Source organism: Microbacterium salitolerans (assembly GCF_019720895.1).
In the GTDB taxonomy this organism is placed as follows: Bacteria; Actinomycetota; Actinomycetes; order Actinomycetales; family Microbacteriaceae; genus Microbacterium.
In genome coordinates this window covers 635413-658253 of the sequence record NZ_JAHKSH010000002.1, presented here as the reverse complement: position 1 = coordinate 658253, position 22841 = coordinate 635413, and the positions used below count along the sequence as shown (strand labels likewise).

Sequence of the window (22841 nt, the reverse complement as noted above, 5' to 3'; positions counted from 1 at the left end):
CCTGTGGGGCCCGCGGCTGCCCGGAGTCTCGCCGGAGTGGCGCCCGAGATGCTCCGATCTCTGCGTGGCGAGAGCACGTGGCTGCCTGCTGCGATCTCAGGCGTCGTGTTCGTCGTCGACGGTCTCGGGGCGATCCAGCTGCGTGCGCATCGTGCGCATGCGCGCCATCTCGCCGGTGCGATGCCCAAGAAGCATGTTGCGCGCACCGTCTTCCCCTCGACGACGGCCGCCGCGCTCACCTCGATTCTGACGGGCGCGGAGCCCGGAGAACACGGCCTCGTGGGCTACCGCACGCTCGATCCCGACCGCGATGTGCTCACCAACCAGCTCAACGGGTACGAGCGCGACGGCCTGGATCCTGACACCTGGCAGCGCTCCGAGACGGTCTTCCAGCGCGCGTCGAGGGCAGGGATCCGGGGGTACGCGGTGGGCATGACCGCGTACGAATCCACCGGGCTCACCTCGGCGATCATGCGAGGCGCCGAGTACATCGGAGAGGACGACCTTGCGCAGCGTGTGCAGGTCGCCTGCGCTCTCGCATCACAGGAGCCCGACTCGTTCGTGTACTGCTACCTGCCCGAACTCGATCAGGTCGGACATCGTCATGGTGTGGACTCCGACGCGTGGACGCAGACGCTGGAGGCGATCGATCTCGCGCTCCGCCCTGCTCTGAGTCTGCCGCCCACGGTCGGCGCCGTGGTCACGGCCGACCACGGCATGATCGACGTGCCGCGCCACCGCCATGTGCTGCTCGCGGACGGTGATCCGCGCCTCGATGGCGTCCGTCACCTCGGAGGAGAGCCGAGGCTCCTCCACGTCTATCGAGAGGGCGGCGTCGACGCCGACGAGCTCGCCGAGAGATGGCGCCGAGAGTCTGCGCAGACGGCGGACGTCTCGACGCGAGAGCAGGCGCTGTCCGATGGGCTGTTCGGCACGGTCATGTCACCTCACGTGCCCGCGCGCATCGGCGACGTCCTCGTCGCGGCGCGCGGCAGCTGGGCGTTCTACGATGATCGTCTGGCCGACAAGGGGCCGCAGAAGATGATCGGCCAGCATGGATCCATCACGCCGGAGGAGACGTCCGTGCCGCTCATCCGGCTCGGCGCATACGCGAACTGAATCGACGTCAGTCGTCGCCGCGCGCGCCGAAGACGATCTCGTCCCATGACGGCATGGCGGGACGGCCGCGGCGCTTCGCGGACTCCGACGCGCTCGGCTTGGCGCGCGCGTCCGACTCCTCGACGGAAGTGTCGTCATCGTTCTCGTTCGCGTTGTCCTCCGCGTCGTCGGCTGGCGGCGTCTCCTCCACGCGGGGGTCGATCGCACCGATCATGGCGACGGGGCGCTGCGGGCCGCGCGGCGCACTCTCGTCGTGCTCGTCGTCGTCATGGAGAGCAGGGGGCACCTCGCGCTGGCCCCTCTTGCGGCGAAGGGCCTCGAGGAGATCAGCTGTGTCAGCTGTGCGCTCGGGTTCGGGAGTGGGGACAGGCGCGTCCTCGTGGAACGCCTTCTCGTCGAACGTCGACGAGTCCTTCTCGTCCGCGACGACGTCGAGCGCGCGCAGTCGGGGGATGAGACCGTCGGGCATCTTGCCCTGGCGCGAGAGCTGCGTCGCGTCGTCGTTCGCGGGCGCAAGTGCGCTCCGGCGCGGGTCGAATGTCCAGCGGGCGTCGTGGTCGACGGATGAGGCGACGAAGGTGAGCTTGATGACCCACCCCTCGTCCTCCTTCCAGCTCGTCCAGCGCTCGTTCGTCGCGGACAGCTCGGTGAGCTTCTGCCGGATCGCGGTGCCGAACGTCGGATTCTCGTCCTGGTCGATCCGCACACCGGTGAGCACCGGCATCGCCAGCGCACGCCCGACGATGTGCTCGCGCTCGGCGAGCACAGGGCCCTCGAAGAGCCGGACGCGCTCGATGTCGCAGGAGAGCAGCTCCGCGACCTGCTCGGCGGCCATTCCCGAACGGATATGGGCCTGGATCTCCCGTGGGCTCGGTCCTGCTTCGCGCGGCTTCGGCTCCGCCTCGGCGCGCGCCTTGCGCACCTCCGTGCGCAGCATGTCGTCGATGTCGAGGGTGAAGCGCTGTCCCTGTTCGGTGGCGAGGACGAGCCTCAGCCCCTCCGCGCCCACGATGGTCAGCTGTTCCATCCTGCTCCTCTCCGCCGAAAGCGCCGCCGGGGGCGCGATCCGCACACATGTTGCCACGGCGCAGCCGGGAAAACGGGAATAACGCGGGCGCGCCGTAGGTTTGCTCGATCGGCAGCCCCAGGCGCGCCGCGCGCGTCGCCATTTGCGAAAGGCGGCGGCGTCGTGCAAACTGTCGCCGCCCCGCCCACGGTGCCGAGTTCGCGTCGGATGTCGATGACCGCTCGCTCCGAGTCGCGATCCGCCCCTCCTCAACCAGGTGCGTGACCCGCGCGGGGCTCCCGTTTCCTCCGCAGACTGTGAAAGAAGTGACGCCCTCACGATGGCAACCGACTACGACGCACCGCGTAAGAATGAAGAAGAAGGCAACGAGTCGATCGAGGCCCTGAAAGCGGCGCGCTCGAACCAGACCACGTCCGTCGAGTCCGAGGACGCCGACAACCCGAGCTTCGTGCTCGGTGGAAACGACCTCTCGAACGTCGAACTCGATGTCGTCGTGCTCCCGCCGCAGCAGGACGAGTTCACGTGCATGAGCTGCTTCCTCGTGAAGCACCGGTCGCAGCTCGACCACGCCGACACCTCCGGCCCGATCTGCAAGGACTGCTCGGCCTGAGTCAGCTCTCGCGCTGCGCCCGGCGGATCGCCGCAGCCAGGCGGTCGGGGGTGCGTGTCGAGATGGTCCACGAGCGCACGGGGTCGTCGGGATCGATGTTCGGAACGGACACGATCCCGGCGATCCCTCCGCGTATGAGGTGCCAGCCTCGTCCGTCGAGCCCGGGGCCGCGAGCGGCACGCGCATCGTCCCCGTCGAATGAGCGCGGATCGCCGAGCAGGGAGACGTCGATATGCGCGCGCCCGGCGCGCAGCTCGCCACCGGAGACGCGGATCACCGGCGCCGCCCAGATGAGCGCGGACACCAGGGCGATCGCCGAGAGGGCGCCGAGCGACAGCGCGAGCGTGCGGTCGACCTGCACGAAGACGAGCGACACCATCGGCGCCACGATCGCGGCTCCGGCGATGATCTTCAGCGACGGCGCGAGTCGTTCGCGATAGACCTCGGTAGCGTGGCGGTTGTCGCGGGAGTCGGTCTGGATCTGCATTACCCTCGTTGCGTGAGTGATTCCGTGGATGTTCCCATTGTGGCACCGCAGGTGCCCGCCTATGCGCACCCCGGCGATGCTGGTGCCGATCTCGTCGCGACGGAGGACGTCCGCCTCGAGCCGGGGGAGCGCGCGCTCGTCGCGACCGGCGTGCGCATCGCGCTTCCCGACGGATACGCGGCATTCGTGGTCCCGCGCAGCGGACTCGCGGCGAAGCACGGCATCACGATCGTCAACTCGCCCGGCACGATCGACGCGGGCTACCGCGGCGAGATCAAGGTCGCCCTCCTCAACACCGACAGCCGCACCGCATATGACGTCGGCGCAGGCGACCGGATCGCGCAGCTGATCGTCATGCCCGTCACGCGCGCTCGCTTCCTGCCCGTGGAAGACCTCTCCGACAGCGTGCGCGGAGCGGGCGGGTTCGGATCCTCCGGATACGCCGCGACGCGCGCCGACAGCTGAACGACGAAAGAAGACGACGAGACTGATGACTGAACCTCACGACGATCCCGGCACGACCTCCTCGCGGAAGTCGGCACCGGCCGACCGGGCGCAGAACGGACCCTTCGACGAGTCGGAGGCGAACCCCGTGCGCCCCTACATCGATCTCGGCGGCATCAAGGTCCTGCCGCGCGAGGGCTTGAATCTCCGGCTCGAGGTCGAGGAGAAGACCAAGCGCATCGTCGCGGTGGGTCTCGACTACGCCGAATCGACCCTGCAGGTGCAGCCGTTCGCGGCGCCGCGAACGGCCGGTCTCTGGCATGAGACACGCGAGCAGATCCGTGCGCAGGTGTCGCAGCAGGGCGGTCGGGTCGAGGAGCGTGAAGGCGCCCTGGGTGCGGAGCTTCTCGCCGAGGTGCCTGTCAGCGCGGAAGAGGGCTCCGGGATGCGCATCGCGCGCTTCGTGGGCGTCGATGGCCCCCGCTGGTTCCTGCGCGGCGTCATCGGCGGCATGGGGGCGAGCTCGCCGGAGCACGCCGAGCAGATCGAGGATCTGTTCCGTTCGATCGTCGTCGTCCGCGGCGGCTCCCCGATGCCGCCGCGCGATCTGATCCCGCTCGAGATGCCCTCGACGCCCGGATCCTGATGACGGATCCCGAGCGAGAGCCGAAGGAGGAGGCGGAGGCGACCGACCAGGTGCACGCCTCGTCGCAGCTCAGTCAGGCTTTCGGCCAGGCGGCGCGGCGCGCCGGGCTGGACCCGTCCGACACGACGTCGACGGGGCAGGCGGTGTGGAAGGCGATGGGCGGCGTTCGCGGCATCGTCGAGTCCGTGCTGCCGCTCGTCGTCTTCCTCGTGAGCCTCACGGTCTGGCGCGACCAGCTCGTGCTCGCGGTCGGTCTCTCCGTGGCGGCCGCAGGCGTCTTCACGGTCGCGCGACTGGTCCAGCGGCAGCCGCCGTCGGCGGCTCTCGGCGGGCTCATCGCCGTCGGCGTCGCGGGGGCGCTCGTGCTCTTCACGGGGCGCGCCGAGGACAACTTCATCCCCGGGTTCATCACGAACGTGATCTACGGGTCGGCCTTCCTCGTGTCCGCGTTCGCGGGGTGGTCCATCATCGGCCTCGCCGCCGGCTTCCTCATGGACGAGGGCCTCGCCTGGCGGCGGGATCGTCGTAAGCGCCGCGTGTTCTTCTGGCTCGCGATCATGTGGGGAGCGCTGTTCTTCGCGCGCCTGGCGGTGCAGTTCCCGATGTGGCTCGCAGACGTCGACGTGCAGGTGATCGGGACGGTGAAGCTCGTCATGGGAATACCGCTGTTCGCTCCGCTCGTGGCGATCACGTGGCTCGCCGTGCGGGCCGTGTATCCGGGCAGGGGATCGAAGAGCGCGCCCGACACGCCTGGCGGCTGATCGGAGCCGCGGGGACGCGGTCGGTCGTGTACGATTTATCTTGACATCAAGATAGATTGCGCCGATGCGCCCGTGCGCATCTCGCCCTTTGGACTATGAGGACGGCCTTACTAGCCGTCGTGCGTTCCCGGGAGCAAGATGGGAGGCGCAATGCCGAGGTCGACCAGGAGGAGACACCCGTGTCCACGGTGAACAGCTTCGGTGCCAAGAGCACCCTGACGGTCGGCAGCACCGACTATGAGATCTACCGCGTCGATGCGGTCGACGGTTACGAGAAGCTTCCTTACAGCCTCAAGGTGCTGCTCGAGAATCTGCTCCGCACGGAGGACGGCAAGAACGTCACCCGTGAGCAGATCGAGGCTCTCGGCAGCTGGGATGCCGCTGCGGACCCGGACACCGAGATCCAGTTCACGCCAGCCCGCGTCGTCATGCAGGACTTCACCGGCGTCCCGTGCATCGTCGACCTCGCCACGATGCGCGAGGCCGTCGCCGGTCTCGGCGGCGATCCGAACAAGATCAACCCCCTGGCGCCGGCCGAGATGGTCATCGACCACTCCGTCATCGCCGACCTCTTCGGCCGTGCGGACGCCTACGAGCGCAACACGGAGATCGAGTACGAGCGCAACGGCGAGCGGTACCAGTTCCTGCGCTGGGGCCAGACGGCGTTCGACGACTTCAAGGTTGTCCCGCCGGGAACGGGCATCGTCCACCAGGTCAACATCGAGTACCTGGCGCGCACGACGTTCACGCGCGAGGTCGGCGGCGCCCTTCAGGCCTACCCCGACACGTGCGTCGGGACGGACTCGCACACGACGATGGTCAACGGTCTGGGCGTGCTCGGCTGGGGAGTCGGCGGCATCGAGGCGGAGGCGGCCATGCTCGGTCAGCCCGTGTCCATGCTGATCCCCAAGGTCGTCGGCTTCAAGCTCACGGGCGAGATCCCGGCGGGTGTCACGGCGACGGACGTCGTCCTCACGATCACCGACATGCTGCGCCAGCACGGCGTCGTCGGCAAGTTCGTCGAGTTCTACGGCGACGGCGTCGGCCAGGTGCCGCTCGCGAACCGCGCGACGATCGGAAACATGAGCCCCGAGTTCGGCTCGACGGCTGCGATGTTCCCGGTCGACGGCGTCACGATCGACTACCTGCGTCTCACGGGCCGCAGTGAGGAGCAGCTCGCGCTGGTCGAGGCCTACGCCAAGCAGCAGCACATGTGGCACGACCCGTCGGCCGAGCCCACGTTCAGCGAGTACCTCGAGCTCGACCTCTCGACGGTCGTCCCCTCGATCGCCGGCCCGAAGCGTCCTCAGGACCGCATCGAGCTGACGAGCGCCAAGGAGCAGTTCTCGAAGGACCTCGTCAACTACGCGACCGCCGACTCGATCGTCGACGACCAGGTCGCCGAGTCCTTCCCGGCATCGGATGCCCCGTCGACGACGCCGGAGAACGAGGGCGAGGACCAGGAGCGGACCATCCGCCACACGGCGTTCGCCCCCGCGAACATCTCGAAGCCCAGCACGGTCTCGGGCCCGAGCGGGGAGTACACGCTCGACCACGGCGCCGTCACGATCGCGGCCATCACGTCGTGTACGAACACGTCGAACCCGTCGGTCATGCTCGCCGCGGGGCTGCTGGCGCGCAACGCTGCACAGAAGGGCCTCACCTCGAAGCCCTGGGTGAAGACGACGATGGCTCCCGGCTCGAAGGTCGTCACGGACTACTACGAGAAGGCCGGTCTCAACACCGACCTCGAAGCGCTCGGCTTCTACACCGTCGGCTACGGCTGCACGACCTGCATCGGCAACTCGGGGCCCCTCATCGAGGAGGTCTCCGAGGCGATCAACGACAACGACCTCGCGGTCACTGCAGTCCTCTCCGGAAACCGCAACTTCGAGGGGCGCATCAACCCCGACGTCAAGATGAACTACCTCGCATCGCCGCCGCTCGTCATCGCGTACGCGCTGGCGGGGTCGATGAACTTCGACTTCGACAACGACCCGCTGGGCGTGGATGCCGAGGGCAACGACATCTTCCTGAAGGACATCTGGCCCACGGCCGAGGAGGTGCAGTCGACGATCGACTCGTCGATCAGCACCGACATGTTCACCCACCAGTACGCGAGCGTGTTCGAGGGCGACGAGAAGTGGAAGAGCCTTCCCACGCCCACGGGATCGACGTTCGACTGGGACGGCGAGTCGACGTACGTGCGCAAGCCTCCGTACTTCGACGGCATGACCCTCGATCTCGAGCCCGTGAAGAACATCGAGGGAGCGCGCGTCCTGGCGAAGCTCGGCGACTCGGTCACGACGGACCACATCTCGCCGGCCGGTGCGATCAAGGCCGACAGCCCTGCGGGTCAGTACCTGCAGGAGCACGGGATCGACCGGCGGAACTTCAACTCGTATGGCTCCCGCCGCGGAAACCACGAGGTGATGATCCGCGGCACGTTCGCGAACATCCGCCTGAAGAACCAGCTCCTCGACGGCGTCGAGGGCGGCTACACGCGCGACTTCACGCAGGAGGGCGCACCGCAGTCGTTCATCTACGACGCGGCGCAGAACTACGCGGCGGAGGAGATCCCGCTCGTGGTCCTCGGCGGCAAGGAGTACGGCTCCGGCTCGTCGCGTGACTGGGCTGCCAAGGGCACGCGCCTGCTGGGCGTGAAGGCCGTCATCACCGAGAGCTTCGAGCGCATCCACCGTTCGAACCTCATCGGCATGGGCGTGGTTCCGCTGCAGTTCCCGGAGGGCGAGTCGATCGAGTCGCTCGGACTCGACGGCACCGAGGTCTTCTCGATCTCGGGTCTCGAGCAGCTCAATGAGGGTACGACTCCGAAGACGGTGCGCGTCTCGGCGCAGCCGAGCGAGCACTCGCCCGCCGGCAAGCAGACGGTCGAGTTCGACGCGGTCGTCCGCATCGATACGCCGGGTGAGGCCGACTACTACCGCAACGGCGGCATTCTGCAGTACGTGCTGCGCAGCCTGGTCTGATCGACGCACTCACGGAGAGCCCCTCGCACCGCCGATCGGTGCGAGGGGCTCTCGTCGTTCCCTGAACTTCTCAGAGCGACGGCGTAGTCTCGACACCATGAGTCTGCTTGATTCGATCGCCTCGCCGCGGGACCTGGATCGCCTGTCCTCGCGCCAGCTGACCCAGCTCGCCGAGGAGGTGCGCGCGTTCCTCATCGAGAATGTCGCGCGTACGGGTGGCCATCTCGGACCGAACCTCGGGGTCGTCGAGCTGACGATCGCGCTGCACCGGATCTTCGAGTCGCCATCGGACCCGATCGTCTGGGATACGGGACACCAGTCGTACGTGCACAAGCTCCTCACGGGGCGCCAGGACTTCTCCGACCTGCGATCGAGGGGCGGCCTCGCCGGCTACCCGCAGCGCTCTGAGAGCGCCCACGACGTCGTCGAATCGTCGCACGCATCGAGTTCGCTGAGCTGGGCCGACGGGATCTCGCGCGCGTTCGCCCGCACCGGCCGCGACGATCGGCACGTCGTCGCGGTGCTCGGCGACGGCGCCCTCACCGGCGGCATGACGTGGGAGGCGCTCAACAACATCACCGACGACAACGATCGCAACCTCGTGATCGTCGTCAACGACAACGGGCGATCCTACGCTCCGACGATCGGTGGCATGGCGCGCTATCTCAACCGCGTGCGCACGGCGGCCACCTATCGCGACCTCGACGCGAAGTCGGGCAAGCTGGCACGACGCCTCGGCAAGGTCGGACGCGCTCTCTATCGCGGCGTGCGCGGCGGCACGCATGGGTTCCTCTCGCGGCTCACGAACAACTCCGCGCTGTACGCCCAGCTCGACATCAAGTACCTCGGCCCGATCGATGGGCACGATCTGCCGGCCCTGCTGGAGACGCTCGAGCTCGCGAAGTCGTACAGCGCGCCCGTCATCGTCCACGTGATCACCGAGAAGGGTCGCGGCTACGAGCCTGCGCGCGAGGACGAAGCGGATCAGTTCCACGCGGTCGGACAGATCGACCCCATCACGGGGGAGCCGCTCGGCGCGTCGGCGATCGGCTGGACCGATGTCTTCTCCGAGAAGCTCGTCGAGATCGGCGAACGTCGGGAGGACGTCATCGCGATGACGGCCGCGATGCTCCGACCGACGGGCCTCGCCCCGTTCGCGGAGCGCTTCCCGCAGCGTGTGTACGACGTCGGAATCGCAGAGCAGCATGCCGTGACCTCGGCGGCGGGCCTCGCATACGGAGGTCTCCATCCCGTCGTCGCGCTGTACTCGACGTTCGTGAGCCGCGCGTTCGACCAGGTCCTCATGGACGTCGCCCTCCATCGAGCGGGCGTCACCTTCGTGCTCGATCGAGCGGGCGTCACCGGCCCTGACGGCCCGAGCCACCATGGAATGTGGGATCTCGCTCTCCTGCACATCGTCCCGAACGTGCGCATCGCGGCGCCGCGCGACGCCGAGCGGCTCCGAGAGGAGCTCGACGAAGCCGTAGCCGTCGATGACGCACCCACGGTGATCCGATATCCCAAGGGCGCGGTGGCCGCGCGGATCGACCAGATCGAGCGCACCGACGACGGCGTCGACGTCCTCTTCCGCGACGGCGACGAGGACGTGCTGATCCTCGGGATCGGCCCCTTCGCGCGCACAGCGCTCGACGTCGCAGAACGACTCCGGGCGCAGGGGATCGGCGCGACCGTCGTCGACCCGCGTTGGGTCGTGCCGGTCGCGGGTTCGATCGTCGAGATGTCCCGGCGCCATCGTCTCGTGATCACGATCGAGGACGGGATCCGTGTCGGCGGGATCGGGACGCGCGTGCGCCAGGTGCTGCGTGAAGCCGGCATCGACACCGCGGTCGACGAGCTCGGCCTCCCCGACGCCTTCATCGACCATGCGTCGCGCGGCGAGATCCTCGAGGACGCGGGCCTCATGCCGGCCAAGATCGCCCATGACGTGGTCGCCCAGGTCTTGGGCACGCGCGTTCCCGTCGCTCGGCCGGAGGGCGGATCCGCACGCGGCGCGCGCGAGGAAGCGGATGCCGGGGCCTCCCACGTGCGGCGCTCGTCGCGCTGAGGCGGAGGCCGGCGACCCGACACGCAGAAGCGGCCAGCGCTCCTCCTCCCGTGAGGTGCACTGGCCGCTTCTGCGGTTGATCAGCCGACCACACCCCGGATCACGGGGTCGTGGAACGTGCGCCCCGTCGCGCGCTCGGAGGCGCCGACGCGGTCGAGGTAGGCCGTGGCCCCGCCGTCGATGAACGGCCAGCCTGCGCCGAGGATCAGCGCGAGGTCGATGTCCTCGACTTCGGGGACGACCTTCTCGTCGAGCATGATGCGGATCTCCCTCGCGAGCTCGTCCTCGACGCGCTGTAGGATCTGGTCGGCCGTGGCGGGGGTCTCGCCGATCTCGAGCGCCTTCTTCGCCTTCTTCGTCCAGCCCGTGATCCGCTTCTTCTTGTCGCGTTCCAGCGGCTGGTCGATCTCGGCGAGTCGGTGCAGATTCTCCGACGCATAGAAGCGCTCCGGGAAGTGCGTCACCATCGTGTCCTGCACGTGGGCCGCGACCTTCCACCCGACGAGGTCGATGAGCTCGAACGGCCCCATCGGCAGTCCGAGCGGGGCGAACGCCTTCTCGACGTCGACGAGAGCCGCGCCCTCGTCGACGGCGCGCGCCGCCTCGCCCATGACCTTGGCGAGCAGGCGGTTGACGATGAAGCCCGGCGCATCGGCGGACCCGATGGCGTTCTTCTTGAGCGACTTCGCCGTCACGAATGCGGTCGACAGCGCCTCCTCGCTCGTCTGAGGCGTCTGCACGATCTCGATGAGCGGCATGACGGCGACCGGGTTGAAGAAGTGGAATCCGACGAGGCGCGCGGGGTGCGCGAGGACGGATCCGATCTCCTCGACCGACAGCGACGACGTGTTCGTCGCGAGGATCGCGTCGGCGTCGATGTGCTGCTCGATCTCGCGGAAGACCTCCTGCTTGACCGCCGTCTCCTCGAAGACAGCCTCGATCACGAAGTCGCAGTCGGCGAAGTCGGTCTTGTCGGTCGTGCCCGTCACGAGCGCGCGAAGCCGGTTCGCGGCATCGGCATCGAGCCGGCCCTTGCCCTCGAGCTTCGCGATCTCGTCGCGGATGTACGACAGTCCCTTGTCGACGCGCTCCTGCGAGATGTCGGTGATGACCACGGGCACCTGCAGACGGCGTAGGAAGAGGAGCGCGAACTGGCTGGCCATGAGACCGGCGCCGACGACGCCGACCTTCTTCACCGGGCGCGCGAGCGACGCATCGGGGGCACCCACGGGGCGCTTCGCACGCTTCTGCACGAGGTCGAACGCGTACATGGACGCAGCGAACTGGTCGCCGGCGGCGAGATCCGCCAGCGCCTCGTCCTCGCGCGCGAACCCTTCTTCCTTCGAGCCCTTCGCAGCTTTGTCGAGCAGGTCGAGCGCACGGTAGGGGGACTTCGGAACGGTGCCGATCCTCTGCTCGAGCATGCCGCGAGCGATCTTGATCGCTGCGGGCCACTTCGTGGCGCGCTCGATGCGCCCGGGGACATTCTTGCGTTCGACGGTCACCTCGCCCGAGATGACTCTGTCGGCCCAGGCGAGCGAGTCCTCGAGGTAGGCGGCGGGAGAGAACATCGCGTCGAAGATGCCGAGCTCGTACGCCTGCTGCGGCTTGAGCGTGCGGTTCTGCTTGAGCGGATTCGAGATGATGACCTCGAGGGCGTTCTCGATGCCGATGAGATTCGGCAGGATGGTCGCACCGCCCCAGCCCGGGATGAGGCCGAGAAAGACTTCGGGGAACGCGACGGCCGCGGCCGACGAGTCGATCGTCCGGTAGTCGGCGCCGAGCGCGACCTCGAGCCCGCCGCCGAGCGCCAGCCCGTTGACGAAGGCGAACGAGGGCACGCCGAGGTCACCGAGCTTGCCGAACACCTGGTGACCGCGCTGCGCGATCAGGAGCGCGTTGCTGCGCTCCTTGAGCGCGCCGATCTGGGACAGATCGGCACCGGCGGCGAAGATGTACGGCTTCCCGGTCACGGCGACTGCGTCGATCTCACCGGCGCTGGCGCGCTCGCGCAGAGCGTCGAGCGTCTCGCCGAGTTCACGCAGCGTGAGCGGGCCGAGCGTGTTGGGCCGCTTATGGTCGTGTCCGTTGTGAAGAGTGATCAGAGCGAGGGTGCGGCCGCTCGGAAGCGCGACGTCGCGCGTGAGGGAGTGCGTCACGACCTCGTCTGCCGAGGCGGCTTCGAGCTCGCTGAAGTCGATGGTGCTGTAGTCGGTCATCGCGCCGGTCACTTCCTCTTCGCCTTCTTGCCCGTGTAGTGGGGGTTCTCCCAGATCACGGTGCCGCCCTGCCCGAGCCCCACGCACATCGCCGTCATGCCGTAGCGGACGTCGGGGCGGAGGGCGAACTGCGCTGCCAGCTGGATCATGAGGCGCACACCGCTGGCGGCGAGCGGGTGGCCGAGGGCGATCGCGCCGCCCCAGGCGTTGACGCGCGGGTCCTCGTCGTCGATGCCGAAGTGGTCGAGGAACGACAGCACCTGCACCGCGAACGCCTCGTTCAGCTCGAACAGTCCGATGTCGGCGATGTCGAGGCCCGCCTTCGCCAGCGCCTTCTCCGTCGAGGGGATGGGGCCGATTCCCATGACCTCGGGCTGCACGCCCGCGTAGGCGAACGACACCATGCGCATCTTAGGGGCGAGCCCGTGCTCCTTCACGGCGGCTCCGCCGGCGAGCAGGCTGATCGTCGCGCCGTCCGTCAGAGGAGAGGACGTGCCGGCCGTGACGCGCCCGTGCGGGCGGAACGGCGTCTTCAGCCCGGCCAGATCCGCCATGGTCGTCTGCGGCCGACGGCCCTCGTCCTCCGCCGCGAGTCCGAAGGCGCCGTCTGCATCCGAGATCGCGACGGGAACGAGGTCGGGCTGGATCCTGCCCTCGTCGTACGCGGCCTGCACCTTCTGCTGGCTGAGCATGCCGAAGCGATCCGCGCGCTCCTTGGTGAGCTGCGGGAAGCGATCGTGCAGGCGCTCGGCCGTCACGCCCATGTTGAGGGCCTGCGGATCGACGAGGCGCTCGGCGACGAAGCGCGGATTCGGGTCCGCGTTCGCCCCGATCGGGTGGTGCCCCATGTGCTCGACGCCGCCCGCGATGGCGAGGTCGTACATTCCCGCGCCGATCGACGCGCCCATCGTGCTGACGGCCGTCATCGCGCCGGCGCACATGCGATCGATCGCGAGGCCGGGAACCGTCTCGGGGAGTCCCGCGAGCATCGCGGCAGATCGTCCGAGGGTGAGTCCCTGATCGCCCGTCTGCGAGGTCGCGGCGATCGCCACGTCATCGATTCGATCCTTCGGAACGCCTCCATTGCGCTCCATCAGTCCGATGAGCGCCTTCACGACGAGATCGTCGGCGCGGGTGTTCGCGTACATCCCGGAGTCGCCTGCGCGACCGAACGGGGTGCGTACGCCATCGACGAAATAGACATCCGTCAGCTGGGCCACTTTGCCTCCTGAGGTTGGTGTGCGTAGCCAGCCTAGAGGGATCCTCCACGTCGAAGGCGAGTCAGTTGGGGTGATCCTACGAAGCCGGTTCGGCGGGTGCGGCGGGTGATTGCGCCGCCTGAACAAACGCGAGCGCGATGATCGGCGCGGTCTGCGCGATCTGCCATTCGCGGGCCCCGAGGTCACGCAGCGCAGTGGAGACCGTCTCGATCGACAGAGACGTGGGCGGCTGCCAGGCGATTCGTCGGAGATGATCCGGGGTGAGGAGGTTCTCCGTCGGCATCGACAGGAACTCCGCGTGCGCCTCGACGGCCGGCTTGGCGGCCTTGAGCCGGCGATCCGCGTCGGCGCGTCGTCCTGCCCAGGCCCGGACGGGCGGGAGCGCGTCGGTCGGCACGCGCTCGAGGGGGAGCTCCTCGATCTCGCGCCCGTCGACGAACGCCTTCCACCATCGGTCGATCTCCGATCGGCTTGCACGTCCCGTGAACGCCTTGAGCCCGGTGAGCTCGCTCTTGCTGCGCGGCTGCGCCAGGATGGCGGCGATCAGGGCGCGGTCGGGGACGAGGCGCCCGGGCGAGACATCCTCGGCGCGCGCGAACTCGTCTCGCGCCGTCCACAGCTGACGCGCGACGGCGAGGTTGCGCCGCCCGCGGACCTTGTGGAGGCCGCCGAGTCGACGCCACGGCTCGGCCGGTGCCGGCTTGGGGAGTCGTGTGCGCACCTCCTCGAACTCCTCCTCGGCCCACTCGCGCTTGCCCGTCTCGTCGAGCTCGGCGGCCACGGCGTCGCGGACGTCGAGGAGGTGCTCGACGTCGAGGGCGGCGTATTCGAGCCAGTCCTGAGGCAGCGGGCGGGTCGACCAGTCGGCGGCGGAGTGCTCCTTCCTCAGCACGATATCGAGGGTGCGCTCGACGACGGCGCCGAGTCCGACCTTCGGCCATCCCAGCAGCCGTGCCGACAGCTCGGTGTCGAAGATCGACGTCGGCACCAGATCGAGCTCGTGCAGCGACGGCAGGTCCTGGCTGGCGGCATGGAACACCCATTCGGCGTCGCCGATCGCCTCCTGAAGCGGTCCGAAGTCGCCGACGGCGGGCGGGTCGAAGAGGAACACCCCGGCGCCGCGACGAAACACCTGAATCAGGTAGGCGCGGGCCGAGTACCGGAATCCCGATGCCCGTTCGACATCGACAGCGACGGGTCCCGCGGCGTCAGCCAGTGCGCGGGCGGCCTCGGCGAGGCCCTGTGCGGTGTCGATCACGCGGTACGGAATGACGGTTCTCCTTCGTGCGGCGCGGGCGAGTAGCCACGCGGCGGCTGTGGACGGGATGAACCCATTGTCTCGCGATGCGCAGGCGGCCGTGGTCAGGGGTGACGCGGCCCGGCTCGGAGGACCGCGATGTCCTCCGAGCCGGGAGGAAGCCCCGCGAGCATGCACACGAGCTCGACCCACGCCTCGATGTGCGCCTCCGACGGGCTCTCCGGGCTCCAGGACGCGCGGAGCTCGATCTGCGATCCGTCGCCCTGATCCGCGAGCGTGCCGAAGCCTCGCGAGACGGTCTTCGTGGCAGTCCCCGAGATGGCGCGGTATGCGGCCCCGCGGGAGGCGAGCGCATCGGTCAGCCACGACCACGCGACATCAGCAAGAAGTGGATCCGTGCCGATCTCGGGCTCGAGCGGAGCCTGCGCGAACGTGACGACCCGCCACGGTCCGCCCCACGCCTCGGGCTCGTCGGGGTCGTGCAACAGGATGAAGCGCCCGGTTCCGTAGGGCGAATCGCCGTGGGAGTCCGGGCGGACATCGCCCGCGAAGGCGATGCTGAAGGGCGCGATGTCGCCAGGCGAGGGAATCTCTCGCACCACCAGGTCGGAACGGTGGGACGCTGCTCGCAGCGCATCGGCAGCGGATTCGAATCCGCTCTCAACTCGCCCGTCTCTGGCCACGCGGTCAGACTAGGCTGGGAATGTGGTGAGGGGTTTCAGGCACGCCGCGAGCGCGCGAGGGCGGTTCGTCGAAGCCGCGACCATCGCGGCGGCGACGACGGCGGGCATCGTCGTGGGCGGCACGCTCGTCGCCTTCGCCGTCGCCCGGCAGGCGGTGACCCCGCTCACGCGTCGCATCGCCGATACCGAGGTGGTGGGTCTCGACCGCACGGCTCAGACGATTACGCTGAACCGCACACCGGACACCGTTCTGCCCGGGCGGTACGGACTGTTCGTCAACGGGGCGCGCGACTATCTGCAGCTGGGGTCCGTGCATGCGACGACCGACGCGACCGTCACCCGCAAACTTCTCACGCACGTCTCACCCGCGGAGAGAATTGGCCGCGATGCGACATTCAGCGGCTGGTACTTCACCCGGCCGGACCAGCTGCACATCCCCTTTTCCGAGGTGTCGATTCCCGCACCGGTCGGCGCGTGTCCCGCGTGGCTGTTCCCGCCCCGCGGATCCTCGGCGAACGACACCTGGGCGATCGTCGTGCACGGTCGCGGCACGACACGGTCCGAGGTCCTCCGTTCGGCACCCGTGTTCCGCGATGCCGGCATCACGACGCTCGCCGTCTCGTATCGCAACGACGGAGAGGCGCCGAGGTCCGGTTCCGGCCGCTACGGCCTCGGCGCGACCGAGTGGCGCGACATCGAGGCATCGATCGAGTACGCCCGCGAGCGCGGCGCGCGCCGCATTGTCCTGATGGGGTGGTCCATGGGCGGCGCGATCGTGCTCCAGACCGTTCTCAACACGTCGCACCCCGACGTGATCGCCGCGGTGATCCTCGACTCGCCTGTCGTCGACTGGCGTCTCGTCCTCGACTTCCAGGCGCGCGCCCTCCGTGTGCCCGCACCCGTGACGCACATCGCGCTGCGCCAGCTGACGCTGCGGTCGTGGTCGCGGGTGGTCCGGTCGGGAAACGCGATCTCGCTCGACGACCTCGACATCGTGAGGCGTGCCGACGAGCTGCGCCATCCGATCCTTCTCCTGCACAGCGATGACGACGGGTTCGTGCCCTCCGGGGCATCGCACGGGCTCGCCGAGGCGCGCCCCGACCTCGTGACGTTCGTGTCCTACACGGGCGCACGCCACACGAAGCTCTGGAACTACGACGAGGATCGGTGGGCGCGGACGATCACCGGATGGCTGGCGGATCAGATTCGCTGCTGAGCGCGCACCTGTCGCTGCGTGCGACGGAGCATGCCCGCCATGCCTGCGAGGCGCAGCGGTGAGACGAGTGAGCCGAGGCCGAGAGTGAGGGGGAAGTCCTCGGGAATCGCGAGCACCGACTCGACCGTTGCCCCCCGCACACCCTGCGCGAGCATGCTCGCGAAGCCGCGTGTCGTCGGCGCCTCCGCCGGGGCGATCGCGTGCAGCGTCACGCGGCGCTCGTCGTCGACCTCGACGGCGATGTAGACGGGGGACTGACACTCCTCGACGCGTTCCGTGCGCGACGGATCCTCGCGGTACTCAGCAGGGACTTCAGGCAGTTCGTCGCCGACCTCGACGAGGAACGGGAGCCGGTCGGCTTCGTCGATGTCGAGGAGGTCGTCGCGGATCTCAGCCAGGGAGGCAGGGAGAGCGGAAGTCATCATCACCGCCACGATACGACGATCATGGGCGGACGGGCCAGGCGGCGGGCGCGCATTAAGCTGTGAAGGATGACTTCTGCCGCCACGATCGTCCGTCTCTCAGAGCGCCACCCGCAGCTCACGGGAGAGGAGATGCTCGACAGTCTCGTACCGCCGCCTCAGTTCGATGACGCGACGTTCGAGACATATCGCGTCGACGAGGCGTATCCGTCGCAGCAGGACGCGAAGGAGACTCTGCAGAGCTTCGCGACGGGCGGATCGGCTCCCGTCAAGCGGGGGAGCCTGTTCTCCTTCGGCAGGAAGCGGCAGCCCGCGACCCCCGAGACGAAGCCCGGTGTCTACCTCGACGGCGGATTCGGCGTCGGCAAGACGCACCTGCTCGCCGCGATCTACCATGCGGTCCCTGCGCGCCGAAAGCACTTCGGCTCCTTCATCGAGTACACGGCGCTCGTGGGCGCGCTCGGATACAAGAACACGGTCGACCTGCTGTCGGGATCCGCTCTGCTCTGCATCGACGAGTTCGAGCTCGACGATCCCGGCGACACGATGGTCATGACGCGTCTCCTCGGCGAGCTCGTGCGCACGGGAACCCGTCTGGCCGCCACGAGCAACACGCCGCCGAACGCGCTCGGAGAGGGGCGGTTCGCGGCGCAGGACTTCCTGCGGGAGATCCAGGGGATGTCCGACAGCTTCGAGACGATCCGCATCGACGGCGTCGACTTCCGCCAGCGTTCGCTCGACGGGGGAGCGGTCGTGACGGACGATGCCGACTTCCTCTCCGCGCTCGGTGCCGCCTGCGACGGCGGCACCGCCTCCGAGGACGCGTTCGACGAACTCATCGCCCACCTGGCCGACGTCCATCCCTCGCGCTATATCCGTCTCATCGCCGGGGTCGCAGCCGTCGGTCTGCGCGGGGTGCGTCAGCTCACCGACCAGTCGGAGGCGCTGCGCTTCGTCGCGTTCATCGACCGGGTGTACGACGCGCAGCTGCCGCTGCGGGCGACGGGCACCGCTCTGAACGACGTCTTCTCCGACGAGATGCTCGCGGGCGGCTATCGCAAGAAGTACCTGCGCGCGATCTCGCGCCTCGTCGCCTCGACCCACGCGTGACAAGCGGATCCATCGGTCCCGTTCGCGGGTCCGGTCGTCGCGCGTAACGCAGCGTTTACGTGCGGCCGGTCCGCGAAATCCAGTCGTAACCTCCTCAGCACTGCTCGGGTAACGCCGCCCCACGACGATGGGGTCACCCGGTCGAGCGCTCCATGTCGACCTGCAGCTGACCGGTGTCCTGATCACCCGAATCGCAAAGGAACCGAATGTCTGAGGAAGAACTGCTCACCGCGGCAGGCGCGGACGGAAACATGGCGTGGCTGATGATGGCCACAGCGCTGGTGCTCTTCATGACGCCCGGCGTCGCCTTCTTCTATGGGGGCCTGGTCAAGGCCAAGTCCGTGGTCAGCATGATGATGATGAGCTTCGGCGCAATGGGCCTGATCGCGGTGCTCTATGTGCTGTACGGCTTCAACATGTACAGCGAGATCTCCGGTCCGACCGCATTCGCGGGCAACCCGTTCGCTGACTTCGGGTTGAACAGCCTGGCGGTTGAAGACGCCGACGGCACGGGAATGGTCAACGTCGCCTTCGCGGCGACGTTCGCGATCATCACGGTCGCGCTCATCTCCGGCGCGATCGCCGACCGCGCGCGCTTCTGGCCGTGGATGCTGTTCGCCGGCATCTGGGCCACCCTTGTCTACTTCCCGGTGGCGGCCTGGGTGTGGGTCGACGGGTGGATCATCAACCTCGGTTCGATGATGTTCCCCGACTCGGGCGTCGAGGTCATCGACTGGGCCGGTGGAACCGCCGTCCACATCAACGCCGGTGCGGCCGCGCTCGCTCTCGCGCTCGTGCTCGGCAGGCGCGTCGGGTTCCAGAAGGGCATTCAGAAGCCCCACAACGTGCCGCTCGTGATGCTCGGCGCCGCGATCCTCTGGTTCGGGTGGTTCGGTTTCAACGCCGGCGTCGTGGCCGCCCCGCTCGGCGTGCCGGAGGGCAACGCGGGCACCGGGCTCCTCGTGCTCAACACCCTGGTCTGCCCGGCGGCCGCCATCGTCGGCTGGATCATCGTCGAAAAGCTCAAGGACGGCAAGTCCACGTCCGTCGGTGCCGCCTCTGGTGCTGTCGCCGGTCTCGTCGCGATCACGCCCGCGTGTGCGAACATCACCCCGCTCGCCGCCATCATCCTCGGCCTGATCGCCGGTGTCGCCTGCGCCCTGGCGATCGAGCTGAAGTGGAAGCTCGGCTACGATGACTCCCTCGACGTCGTCGGCGTCCACCTCGTGGGCGGTCTCATCGGATGCCTCTACCTCGGCTTCGCGGCGATCGACACGGGCCTGTTCACGGGCGGTGGCCCCGAGCAGCTCATCGTGCAGCTCATCAGCGTGGTTGCCGTGCTGGTCTACTCGTTCGTCGTGGCCCTCGTGCTGGGCTTCGCGATCGAGAAGACAATCGGCTTCCGCGTCAAGAACGAGGACGAGATCGCCGGTATTGATGTCACGGTCCACGGCGAAGAGGGATACGCGCTCGCCGTGCGCTGATCGCCGGGCCCCTGCCCGGTCGAGCACGCCGCGGGGCGTCACCTCCGATGCGGAGGTGACGCCCCGCGGCGCGGTGGACCGGGCGGCCGTCTCTAAGCTGAGCTCGTGTCGAACAGACGAATGTGGAACAGGATCCTGCGGCAGGGGTTCCGCGCCATGCGCGACGTGCTCCGGGGATCCCACGGGACGAGCCGTCATACCCCGAGCCAGAGAGTCCCGTCGTCGCGCCGGGGCCGCCGGGGGGGCGGCCCCGGCGCGCGGGACGGAGACTGTGGAGGTCGACCCGCGGGTCGCAGGGGTGACGTTGGCGTACGCTCCTCGCACGGACGGCGCTCCCGACGCGGGCGAGATCGTCTGGGCCTGGGTGCCGTACGAAGAGAAGGATGGCCGCGGCAAGGATCGCCCGGTGCTCGTCGTCGGGAGGAACGGCGTCGACCGCGTCTACGCCGTGAAGCTGACGAGCAAGGAGAAGCACGACGACCGCGAGTACGTCGCACTCGGCTCGGGGCCATGGGATTCGCGCGGTCGGCCGTCATGGGTCGATCTCGACCAGCTCTACTCGGTCCATGTCGACGGCATGCGCCGCGAGGCGGCCACGCTCGACCTCGACCGATTCACACGGGTCGCCGGGGCGCTGCAGCAGCGCTTCGGGTGGCGGGCCTGACCGAGGTCGCGCAGGCCGACGGTGACAACTGCGTCCATCCCGCCACGGCAACGCGCACGCGGGCGAGATGCACGGCCTTGGTGAGGCGATCGGGCTCTAGGCGTGTTGCCCCGATCTAGCTGTGATACTTCCTGCCATCGCAGGTGATCGATCGGTCGAAGTCCCCGGCGTCGACCATCGTTAGGATTTTCGAGGGATCCTCGGGAGTGGGAACTACGGCGAGCTCGACCGCGGTGGAGGTCTCCCACGTCTTCCCGTTTCCGCACGCGCCCACGATCGTCCACTTCGGGTTCCCGAACTCGATGGGCATGTACGACGCTTCCTTGCCCAGGACAACCGACGCGTCTTGAACGTAGAGCACACCTTCGTTGTCGTTGGCGAGCTCCTTGAGCGCGACGGCGGACATCGGTTCCCCCACGAGCGAGGGCCACTCGTTTTTCACGGGTTCGGCTTCCTTGCTGTCGCCTGCGCACCCCACGAGGAAACCGCCGGTCATCGCCGCGACGACCGTCGCGACGATGACTCGGCTGGCTCTGGATCGGTATGTCATCGAACTGTGCAGTAGATGTGGTTGCGCTTGGGGTTGAACGCGTACTTCCATCCGGTGGTCTTCACGGCCAGGACCGAATAGGTCAGGAGGTTGTACGTCTTCTGGCGAACCTTGTAACGGTAGCGCTCGCCAACCGGGTGCGCCACGAACGTCTGTCCTGCCTTCATCTTGGGAGAGTGACACGTTGTCGAGTTCGACACGGTGCGCGACGAACTGATGCTCAGGGAGGAGGAGGCGAGCTCGGTCCGCACGCCTCCAGGAGCACCTTTGCTGTGCCGCTGATCACGACGGGAACGGCGACACGTGTGCATCACATCGGCAGGGTCCGGCGGGCCGCAAGATCGCACGGGCACGTGAGGTGCTGCACGCATCACGTTCTGGGGGAGTGGTGAGCTCGGTGCGTGGCTGCGGTCGCGGGTGTGAGTGAGGTGACGCTACCGGGTGAGTAGTGACGAGCGGGTCGGCGACCTTCGCGCGCGGCGCTGTTCATGCTGCGGCACAAGCAGGCCCTGCACGGCCTGGGCGAAGCGATCGGGCTGTCTTCAGCCCGTATGGGTATTTGGATGGGTACAGGCCGAAAATCGGGCCTCCGACGCCTTCCGGGGAAACAAAAAACCCCGGCGAGCCGGGGTTTCTCTCGGTGGGCGATACGGGACTCGAACCCATGACCTCTTCCGTGTGAAGGAAGCGCGCTAACCAACTGCGCCAATCGCCCGTGTGAAGTTGTGCGCCGTTCGGCACGAGCACCGATACTACAGGATGATCGGCACGGGGAAGAACGCACACGTCGGCCGGGGATGTCGGATCCGCGTCGCGCATGCGCGGACACGCCCGGCGGCGGCATCAGGTTTTGCGGGCGGTCGGATGTGGGCTAATGTATTTCAAGTGCCCGGCGCAAGAGGCTGGGGACAGAAATGCGGATGTAGCGCAGTTGGTAGCGCATCACCTTGCCAAGGTGAGGGTCGCGAGTTCGAGTCTCGTCATCCGCTCGAGTGCACAGAGCGCCTTCGGGTGGCTCGGCACGCGGGTTCGATCCCCACGGTGGCGTGGCCGAGAGGCTAGGCACCGGCCTGCAAAGCCGTTTACACGGGTTCGAATCCCGTCGCCACCTCGTAAAAACTGAACAGCTCAATTGAGCGCGATTGGCGCAGCGGTAGCGCGCTTCCCTGACACGGAAGAGGTCACTGGTTCGATCCCAGTATCGCGCACGAAGCCCCCGCACGACGGGGGCTTTCGTATCGGCGGATGTAGCGCAGTTGGTAGCGCATCACCTTGCCAAGGTGAGGGTCGCGAGTTCGAGTCTCGTCATCCGCTCGAAAGAAGAAGGCCCCGAGTCAGAGCAGTCGCTCCGACCCGGGGCCTTCTTACATCCATCGCAGCGCGTGCGACAGACCGGCACCGGGGATCCGCGCTCGATCCGCTTCGGGATCGTTATCCTCCCGAGCGCGGTGAGCAGAGATACTGATCCCATGGATCTCTTCGAGTTCGCGCGTACGGGAGACCCGGTGCTCCTCCAGGCCATCGACGACGGCTTCGACGTCGACAAGGCCAATGAGAACGGCGACACGCTCGTCATGCTCGCGACGTACCACGGCCATGCGGAGCTGGTGCGGGGCCTCGTCGCGCGGGGCGCCGACGTGAATCGCCCCAACGCGAAGGGCCTCGTGCCGCTCGCGGGCGCCGTGTTCAAGGGGCACGAAGATCTGATCCTGACCCTGCTGCGCGCCGGTGCCGACCCGGACGCCGGATCTCCGACCGTTCGGGCGACCGCCGCGATGTACGGCCGTACCCTCCCCGCCGTCTGAGAGAACGCGATGGCGGCTGCGCGACGCAGTCATAGGATGGATGGGTGAGCACTGGATTCGA

General features: G+C 68.1%; 21 protein-coding genes and 5 tRNA genes. 16 read left to right on the top strand and 10 right to left on the bottom strand.

Features of this window, described 5'->3' with window-relative positions; translation table 11 throughout:
* Positions 1 to 48 precede the first annotated feature (48 nt).
* The gene (locus KOL93_RS06345; protein WP_260405945.1) at positions 49 to 1119 is read left to right on the top strand and encodes an alkaline phosphatase family protein; all 1071 of its coding nucleotides are present in this window, start codon (positions 49 to 51) and stop codon (positions 1117 to 1119) included.
* Positions 1120 to 1126: 7 nt separating this feature from the next.
* Here KOL93_RS06345 and sepH read toward each other — a convergent pair whose 3' ends face one another.
* The gene (gene sepH / locus KOL93_RS06340; protein WP_221584456.1) at positions 1127 to 2146 is read right to left on the bottom strand and encodes a septation protein SepH; all 1020 of its coding nucleotides are present in this window, start codon (positions 2144 to 2146) and stop codon (positions 1127 to 1129) included.
* A gap of 319 nt (positions 2147 to 2465) precedes the next feature.
* Between sepH and KOL93_RS06335 the strand changes: the two genes are divergently transcribed.
* Positions 2466 to 2756: a DUF4193 domain-containing protein gene (locus KOL93_RS06335; protein WP_221584455.1), complete on the top strand. Its 291-nt coding sequence runs from the start codon at positions 2466 to 2468 to the stop codon at positions 2754 to 2756.
* A gap of 1 nt (position 2757) precedes the next feature.
* Here KOL93_RS06335 and KOL93_RS06330 read toward each other — a convergent pair whose 3' ends face one another.
* On the bottom strand, positions 2758 to 3243 hold the full coding sequence (locus KOL93_RS06330) for a DUF3093 domain-containing protein (protein ID WP_221584454.1): 486 nt from the start codon (positions 3241 to 3243) through the stop codon (positions 2758 to 2760).
* 12 nt (positions 3244 to 3255) lie between these two features.
* Here KOL93_RS06330 and dut point away from each other — a divergent pair, with 12 nt between their 5' ends.
* The 5 genes from dut (at position 3256) to dxs (ending at position 10149) form a co-directional block, all read left to right on the top strand.
* Positions 3256 to 3708, top strand: coding sequence for a dUTP diphosphatase (dut, locus tag KOL93_RS06325; protein WP_221584453.1), 453 nt, complete (start codon positions 3256 to 3258; stop codon positions 3706 to 3708).
* A gap of 25 nt (positions 3709 to 3733) precedes the next feature.
* The gene (locus tag KOL93_RS06320; RefSeq protein ID WP_221584452.1) at positions 3734 to 4333 is read left to right on the top strand and encodes a DUF3710 domain-containing protein; all 600 of its coding nucleotides are present in this window, start codon (positions 3734 to 3736) and stop codon (positions 4331 to 4333) included.
* Entirely contained in the window at positions 4333 to 5094 is a 762-nt protein-coding gene (locus KOL93_RS06315; RefSeq protein WP_221584451.1) for a DUF3159 domain-containing protein, read from the top strand. The genes KOL93_RS06320 and KOL93_RS06315 overlap by 1 nt, the downstream gene beginning before the upstream one ends.
* Positions 5095 to 5273: 179 nt before the next feature.
* Positions 5274 to 8084, top strand: coding sequence for an aconitate hydratase AcnA (acnA, locus tag KOL93_RS06310; RefSeq protein ID WP_308291556.1), 2811 nt, complete (start codon positions 5274 to 5276; stop codon positions 8082 to 8084).
* Positions 8085 to 8181: 97 nt separating this feature from the next.
* Positions 8182 to 10149, top strand: a complete 1968-nt coding sequence (gene dxs, locus KOL93_RS06305; RefSeq protein ID WP_221584449.1) for a 1-deoxy-D-xylulose-5-phosphate synthase — start codon at positions 8182 to 8184, stop codon at positions 10147 to 10149.
* A gap of 80 nt (positions 10150 to 10229) precedes the next feature.
* Here the strand turns inward: dxs and KOL93_RS06300 are convergent, their stop codons facing one another.
* From KOL93_RS06300 to KOL93_RS06285, 4 genes are all read right to left on the bottom strand, one after another.
* Positions 10230 to 12368, bottom strand: a complete 2139-nt coding sequence (locus KOL93_RS06300) for a 3-hydroxyacyl-CoA dehydrogenase NAD-binding domain-containing protein (protein WP_221584448.1) — start codon at positions 12366 to 12368, stop codon at positions 10230 to 10232.
* An 8-nt stretch (positions 12369 to 12376) separates the two neighbouring features.
* Positions 12377 to 13588: a thiolase family protein gene (locus KOL93_RS06295; RefSeq protein ID WP_221584447.1), complete on the bottom strand. Its 1212-nt coding sequence runs from the start codon at positions 13586 to 13588 to the stop codon at positions 12377 to 12379.
* Positions 13589 to 13664: 76 nt separating this feature from the next.
* Positions 13665 to 14846 carry an HRDC domain-containing protein gene (locus tag KOL93_RS06290; RefSeq protein WP_308291555.1) on the bottom strand — a complete coding sequence of 394 codons (1182 nt, stop codon included), beginning with the start codon at positions 14844 to 14846 and terminating at the stop codon, positions 13665 to 13667.
* Between the two features lie 104 nt (positions 14847 to 14950).
* Positions 14951 to 15529, bottom strand: a complete 579-nt coding sequence (locus tag KOL93_RS06285) for a DUF3000 domain-containing protein (RefSeq protein ID WP_221584446.1) — start codon at positions 15527 to 15529, stop codon at positions 14951 to 14953.
* Between the two features lie 25 nt (positions 15530 to 15554).
* Here KOL93_RS06285 and KOL93_RS16335 point away from each other — a divergent pair, with 25 nt between their 5' ends.
* The gene (locus KOL93_RS16335) at positions 15555 to 16745 is read left to right on the top strand and encodes an alpha/beta hydrolase family protein (RefSeq protein WP_308291554.1); all 1191 of its coding nucleotides are present in this window, start codon (positions 15555 to 15557) and stop codon (positions 16743 to 16745) included.
* Here KOL93_RS16335 and KOL93_RS06275 read toward each other — a convergent pair.
* Entirely contained in the window at positions 16730 to 17170 is a 441-nt protein-coding gene (locus tag KOL93_RS06275; RefSeq protein ID WP_221584445.1) for a SufE family protein, read from the bottom strand. The two genes, KOL93_RS16335 and KOL93_RS06275, sit on opposite strands and share 16 nt — an antisense overlap.
* Positions 17171 to 17236: 66 nt before the next feature.
* On the opposite strand from KOL93_RS06275, the gene zapE reads away from it, so the two are divergent.
* The 3 genes from zapE (at position 17237) to KOL93_RS16150 (ending at position 20425) form a co-directional block, all read left to right on the top strand.
* The gene (gene zapE, locus KOL93_RS06270; protein WP_221584444.1) at positions 17237 to 18277 is read left to right on the top strand and encodes a cell division protein ZapE; all 1041 of its coding nucleotides are present in this window, start codon (positions 17237 to 17239) and stop codon (positions 18275 to 18277) included.
* 206 nt (positions 18278 to 18483) lie between these two features.
* Positions 18484 to 19761, top strand: coding sequence for an ammonium transporter (locus tag KOL93_RS06265; protein ID WP_221584443.1), 1278 nt, complete (start codon positions 18484 to 18486; stop codon positions 19759 to 19761).
* Between the two features lie 304 nt (positions 19762 to 20065).
* The gene (locus KOL93_RS16150; protein WP_374107111.1) at positions 20066 to 20425 is read left to right on the top strand and encodes a type II toxin-antitoxin system PemK/MazF family toxin; all 360 of its coding nucleotides are present in this window, start codon (positions 20066 to 20068) and stop codon (positions 20423 to 20425) included.
* Positions 20426 to 20540: 115 nt separating this feature from the next.
* Here the strand turns inward: KOL93_RS16150 and KOL93_RS06255 are convergent, their stop codons facing one another.
* The 3 genes from KOL93_RS06255 to KOL93_RS06245 form a co-directional block, all read right to left on the bottom strand.
* Positions 20541 to 20975 (bottom strand): hypothetical protein, encoded by a 435-nt coding sequence (locus tag KOL93_RS06255; protein WP_221584441.1) that lies wholly within the window; start codon positions 20973 to 20975, stop codon positions 20541 to 20543.
* The gene (locus KOL93_RS06250; RefSeq protein ID WP_221584440.1) at positions 20972 to 21121 is read right to left on the bottom strand and encodes a hypothetical protein; all 150 of its coding nucleotides are present in this window, start codon (positions 21119 to 21121) and stop codon (positions 20972 to 20974) included. Before KOL93_RS06250 ends, KOL93_RS06255 begins: the two co-directional genes overlap by 4 nt.
* Before the next feature lie 495 nt (positions 21122 to 21616).
* Positions 21617 to 21690: transfer RNA gene (locus KOL93_RS06245), tRNA-Val, on the bottom strand.
* 201 nt (positions 21691 to 21891) lie between these two features.
* On the opposite strand from KOL93_RS06245, the gene KOL93_RS06240 reads away from it, so the two are divergent.
* The 5 genes from KOL93_RS06240 (at position 21892) to KOL93_RS06220 (ending at position 22780) form a co-directional block, all read left to right on the top strand.
* Positions 21892 to 21964, top strand: a tRNA-Gly gene (locus KOL93_RS06240).
* A gap of 51 nt (positions 21965 to 22015) precedes the next feature.
* A tRNA-Cys gene (locus tag KOL93_RS06235) sits at positions 22016 to 22086 on the top strand.
* A gap of 25 nt (positions 22087 to 22111) precedes the next feature.
* Positions 22112 to 22183, top strand: a tRNA-Val gene (locus KOL93_RS06230).
* Positions 22184 to 22216: 33 nt separating this feature from the next.
* Positions 22217 to 22289, top strand: a tRNA-Gly gene (locus KOL93_RS06225).
* Positions 22290 to 22444: 155 nt separating this feature from the next.
* Positions 22445 to 22780 (top strand): ankyrin repeat domain-containing protein, encoded by a 336-nt coding sequence (locus tag KOL93_RS06220; protein WP_221584439.1) that lies wholly within the window; start codon positions 22445 to 22447, stop codon positions 22778 to 22780.
* The last annotated feature ends 61 nt before the right edge of the window (positions 22781 to 22841 follow it).

Bases quoted from the DNA above. Each gene is read 5' to 3' on its own strand.
- KOL93_RS06345 (WP_260405945.1), top strand. From the start codon at position 49: ATGCTCCGATCTCTGCGTGGCGAGAGCACGTGGCTGCCTGCTGCGATC.
- sepH (WP_221584456.1), bottom strand. From the start codon at position 2,146: ATGGAACAGCTGACCATCGTGGGCGCGGAGGGGCTGAGGCTCGTCCTC.
- KOL93_RS06335 (WP_221584455.1), top strand. From the start codon at position 2,466: ATGGCAACCGACTACGACGCACCGCGTAAGAATGAAGAAGAAGGCAAC.
- KOL93_RS06330 (WP_221584454.1), bottom strand. From the start codon at position 3,243: ATGCAGATCCAGACCGACTCCCGCGACAACCGCCACGCTACCGAGGTC.
- KOL93_RS06320 (WP_221584452.1), top strand. From the start codon at position 3,734: ATGACTGAACCTCACGACGATCCCGGCACGACCTCCTCGCGGAAGTCG.
- KOL93_RS06315 (WP_221584451.1), top strand. From the start codon at position 4,333: ATGACGGATCCCGAGCGAGAGCCGAAGGAGGAGGCGGAGGCGACCGAC.
- dxs (WP_221584449.1), top strand. From the start codon at position 8,182: ATGAGTCTGCTTGATTCGATCGCCTCGCCGCGGGACCTGGATCGCCTG.
- KOL93_RS06300 (WP_221584448.1), bottom strand. From the start codon at position 12,368: ATGACCGACTACAGCACCATCGACTTCAGCGAGCTCGAAGCCGCCTCG.
- KOL93_RS06275 (WP_221584445.1), bottom strand. From the start codon at position 17,170: ATGATGACTTCCGCTCTCCCTGCCTCCCTGGCTGAGATCCGCGACGAC.
- zapE (WP_221584444.1), top strand. From the start codon at position 17,237: ATGACTTCTGCCGCCACGATCGTCCGTCTCTCAGAGCGCCACCCGCAG.
- KOL93_RS06265 (WP_221584443.1), top strand. From the start codon at position 18,484: ATGTCTGAGGAAGAACTGCTCACCGCGGCAGGCGCGGACGGAAACATG.
- KOL93_RS06255 (WP_221584441.1), bottom strand. From the start codon at position 20,975: ATGACATACCGATCCAGAGCCAGCCGAGTCATCGTCGCGACGGTCGTC.
- KOL93_RS06220 (WP_221584439.1), top strand. From the start codon at position 22,445: ATGGATCTCTTCGAGTTCGCGCGTACGGGAGACCCGGTGCTCCTCCAG.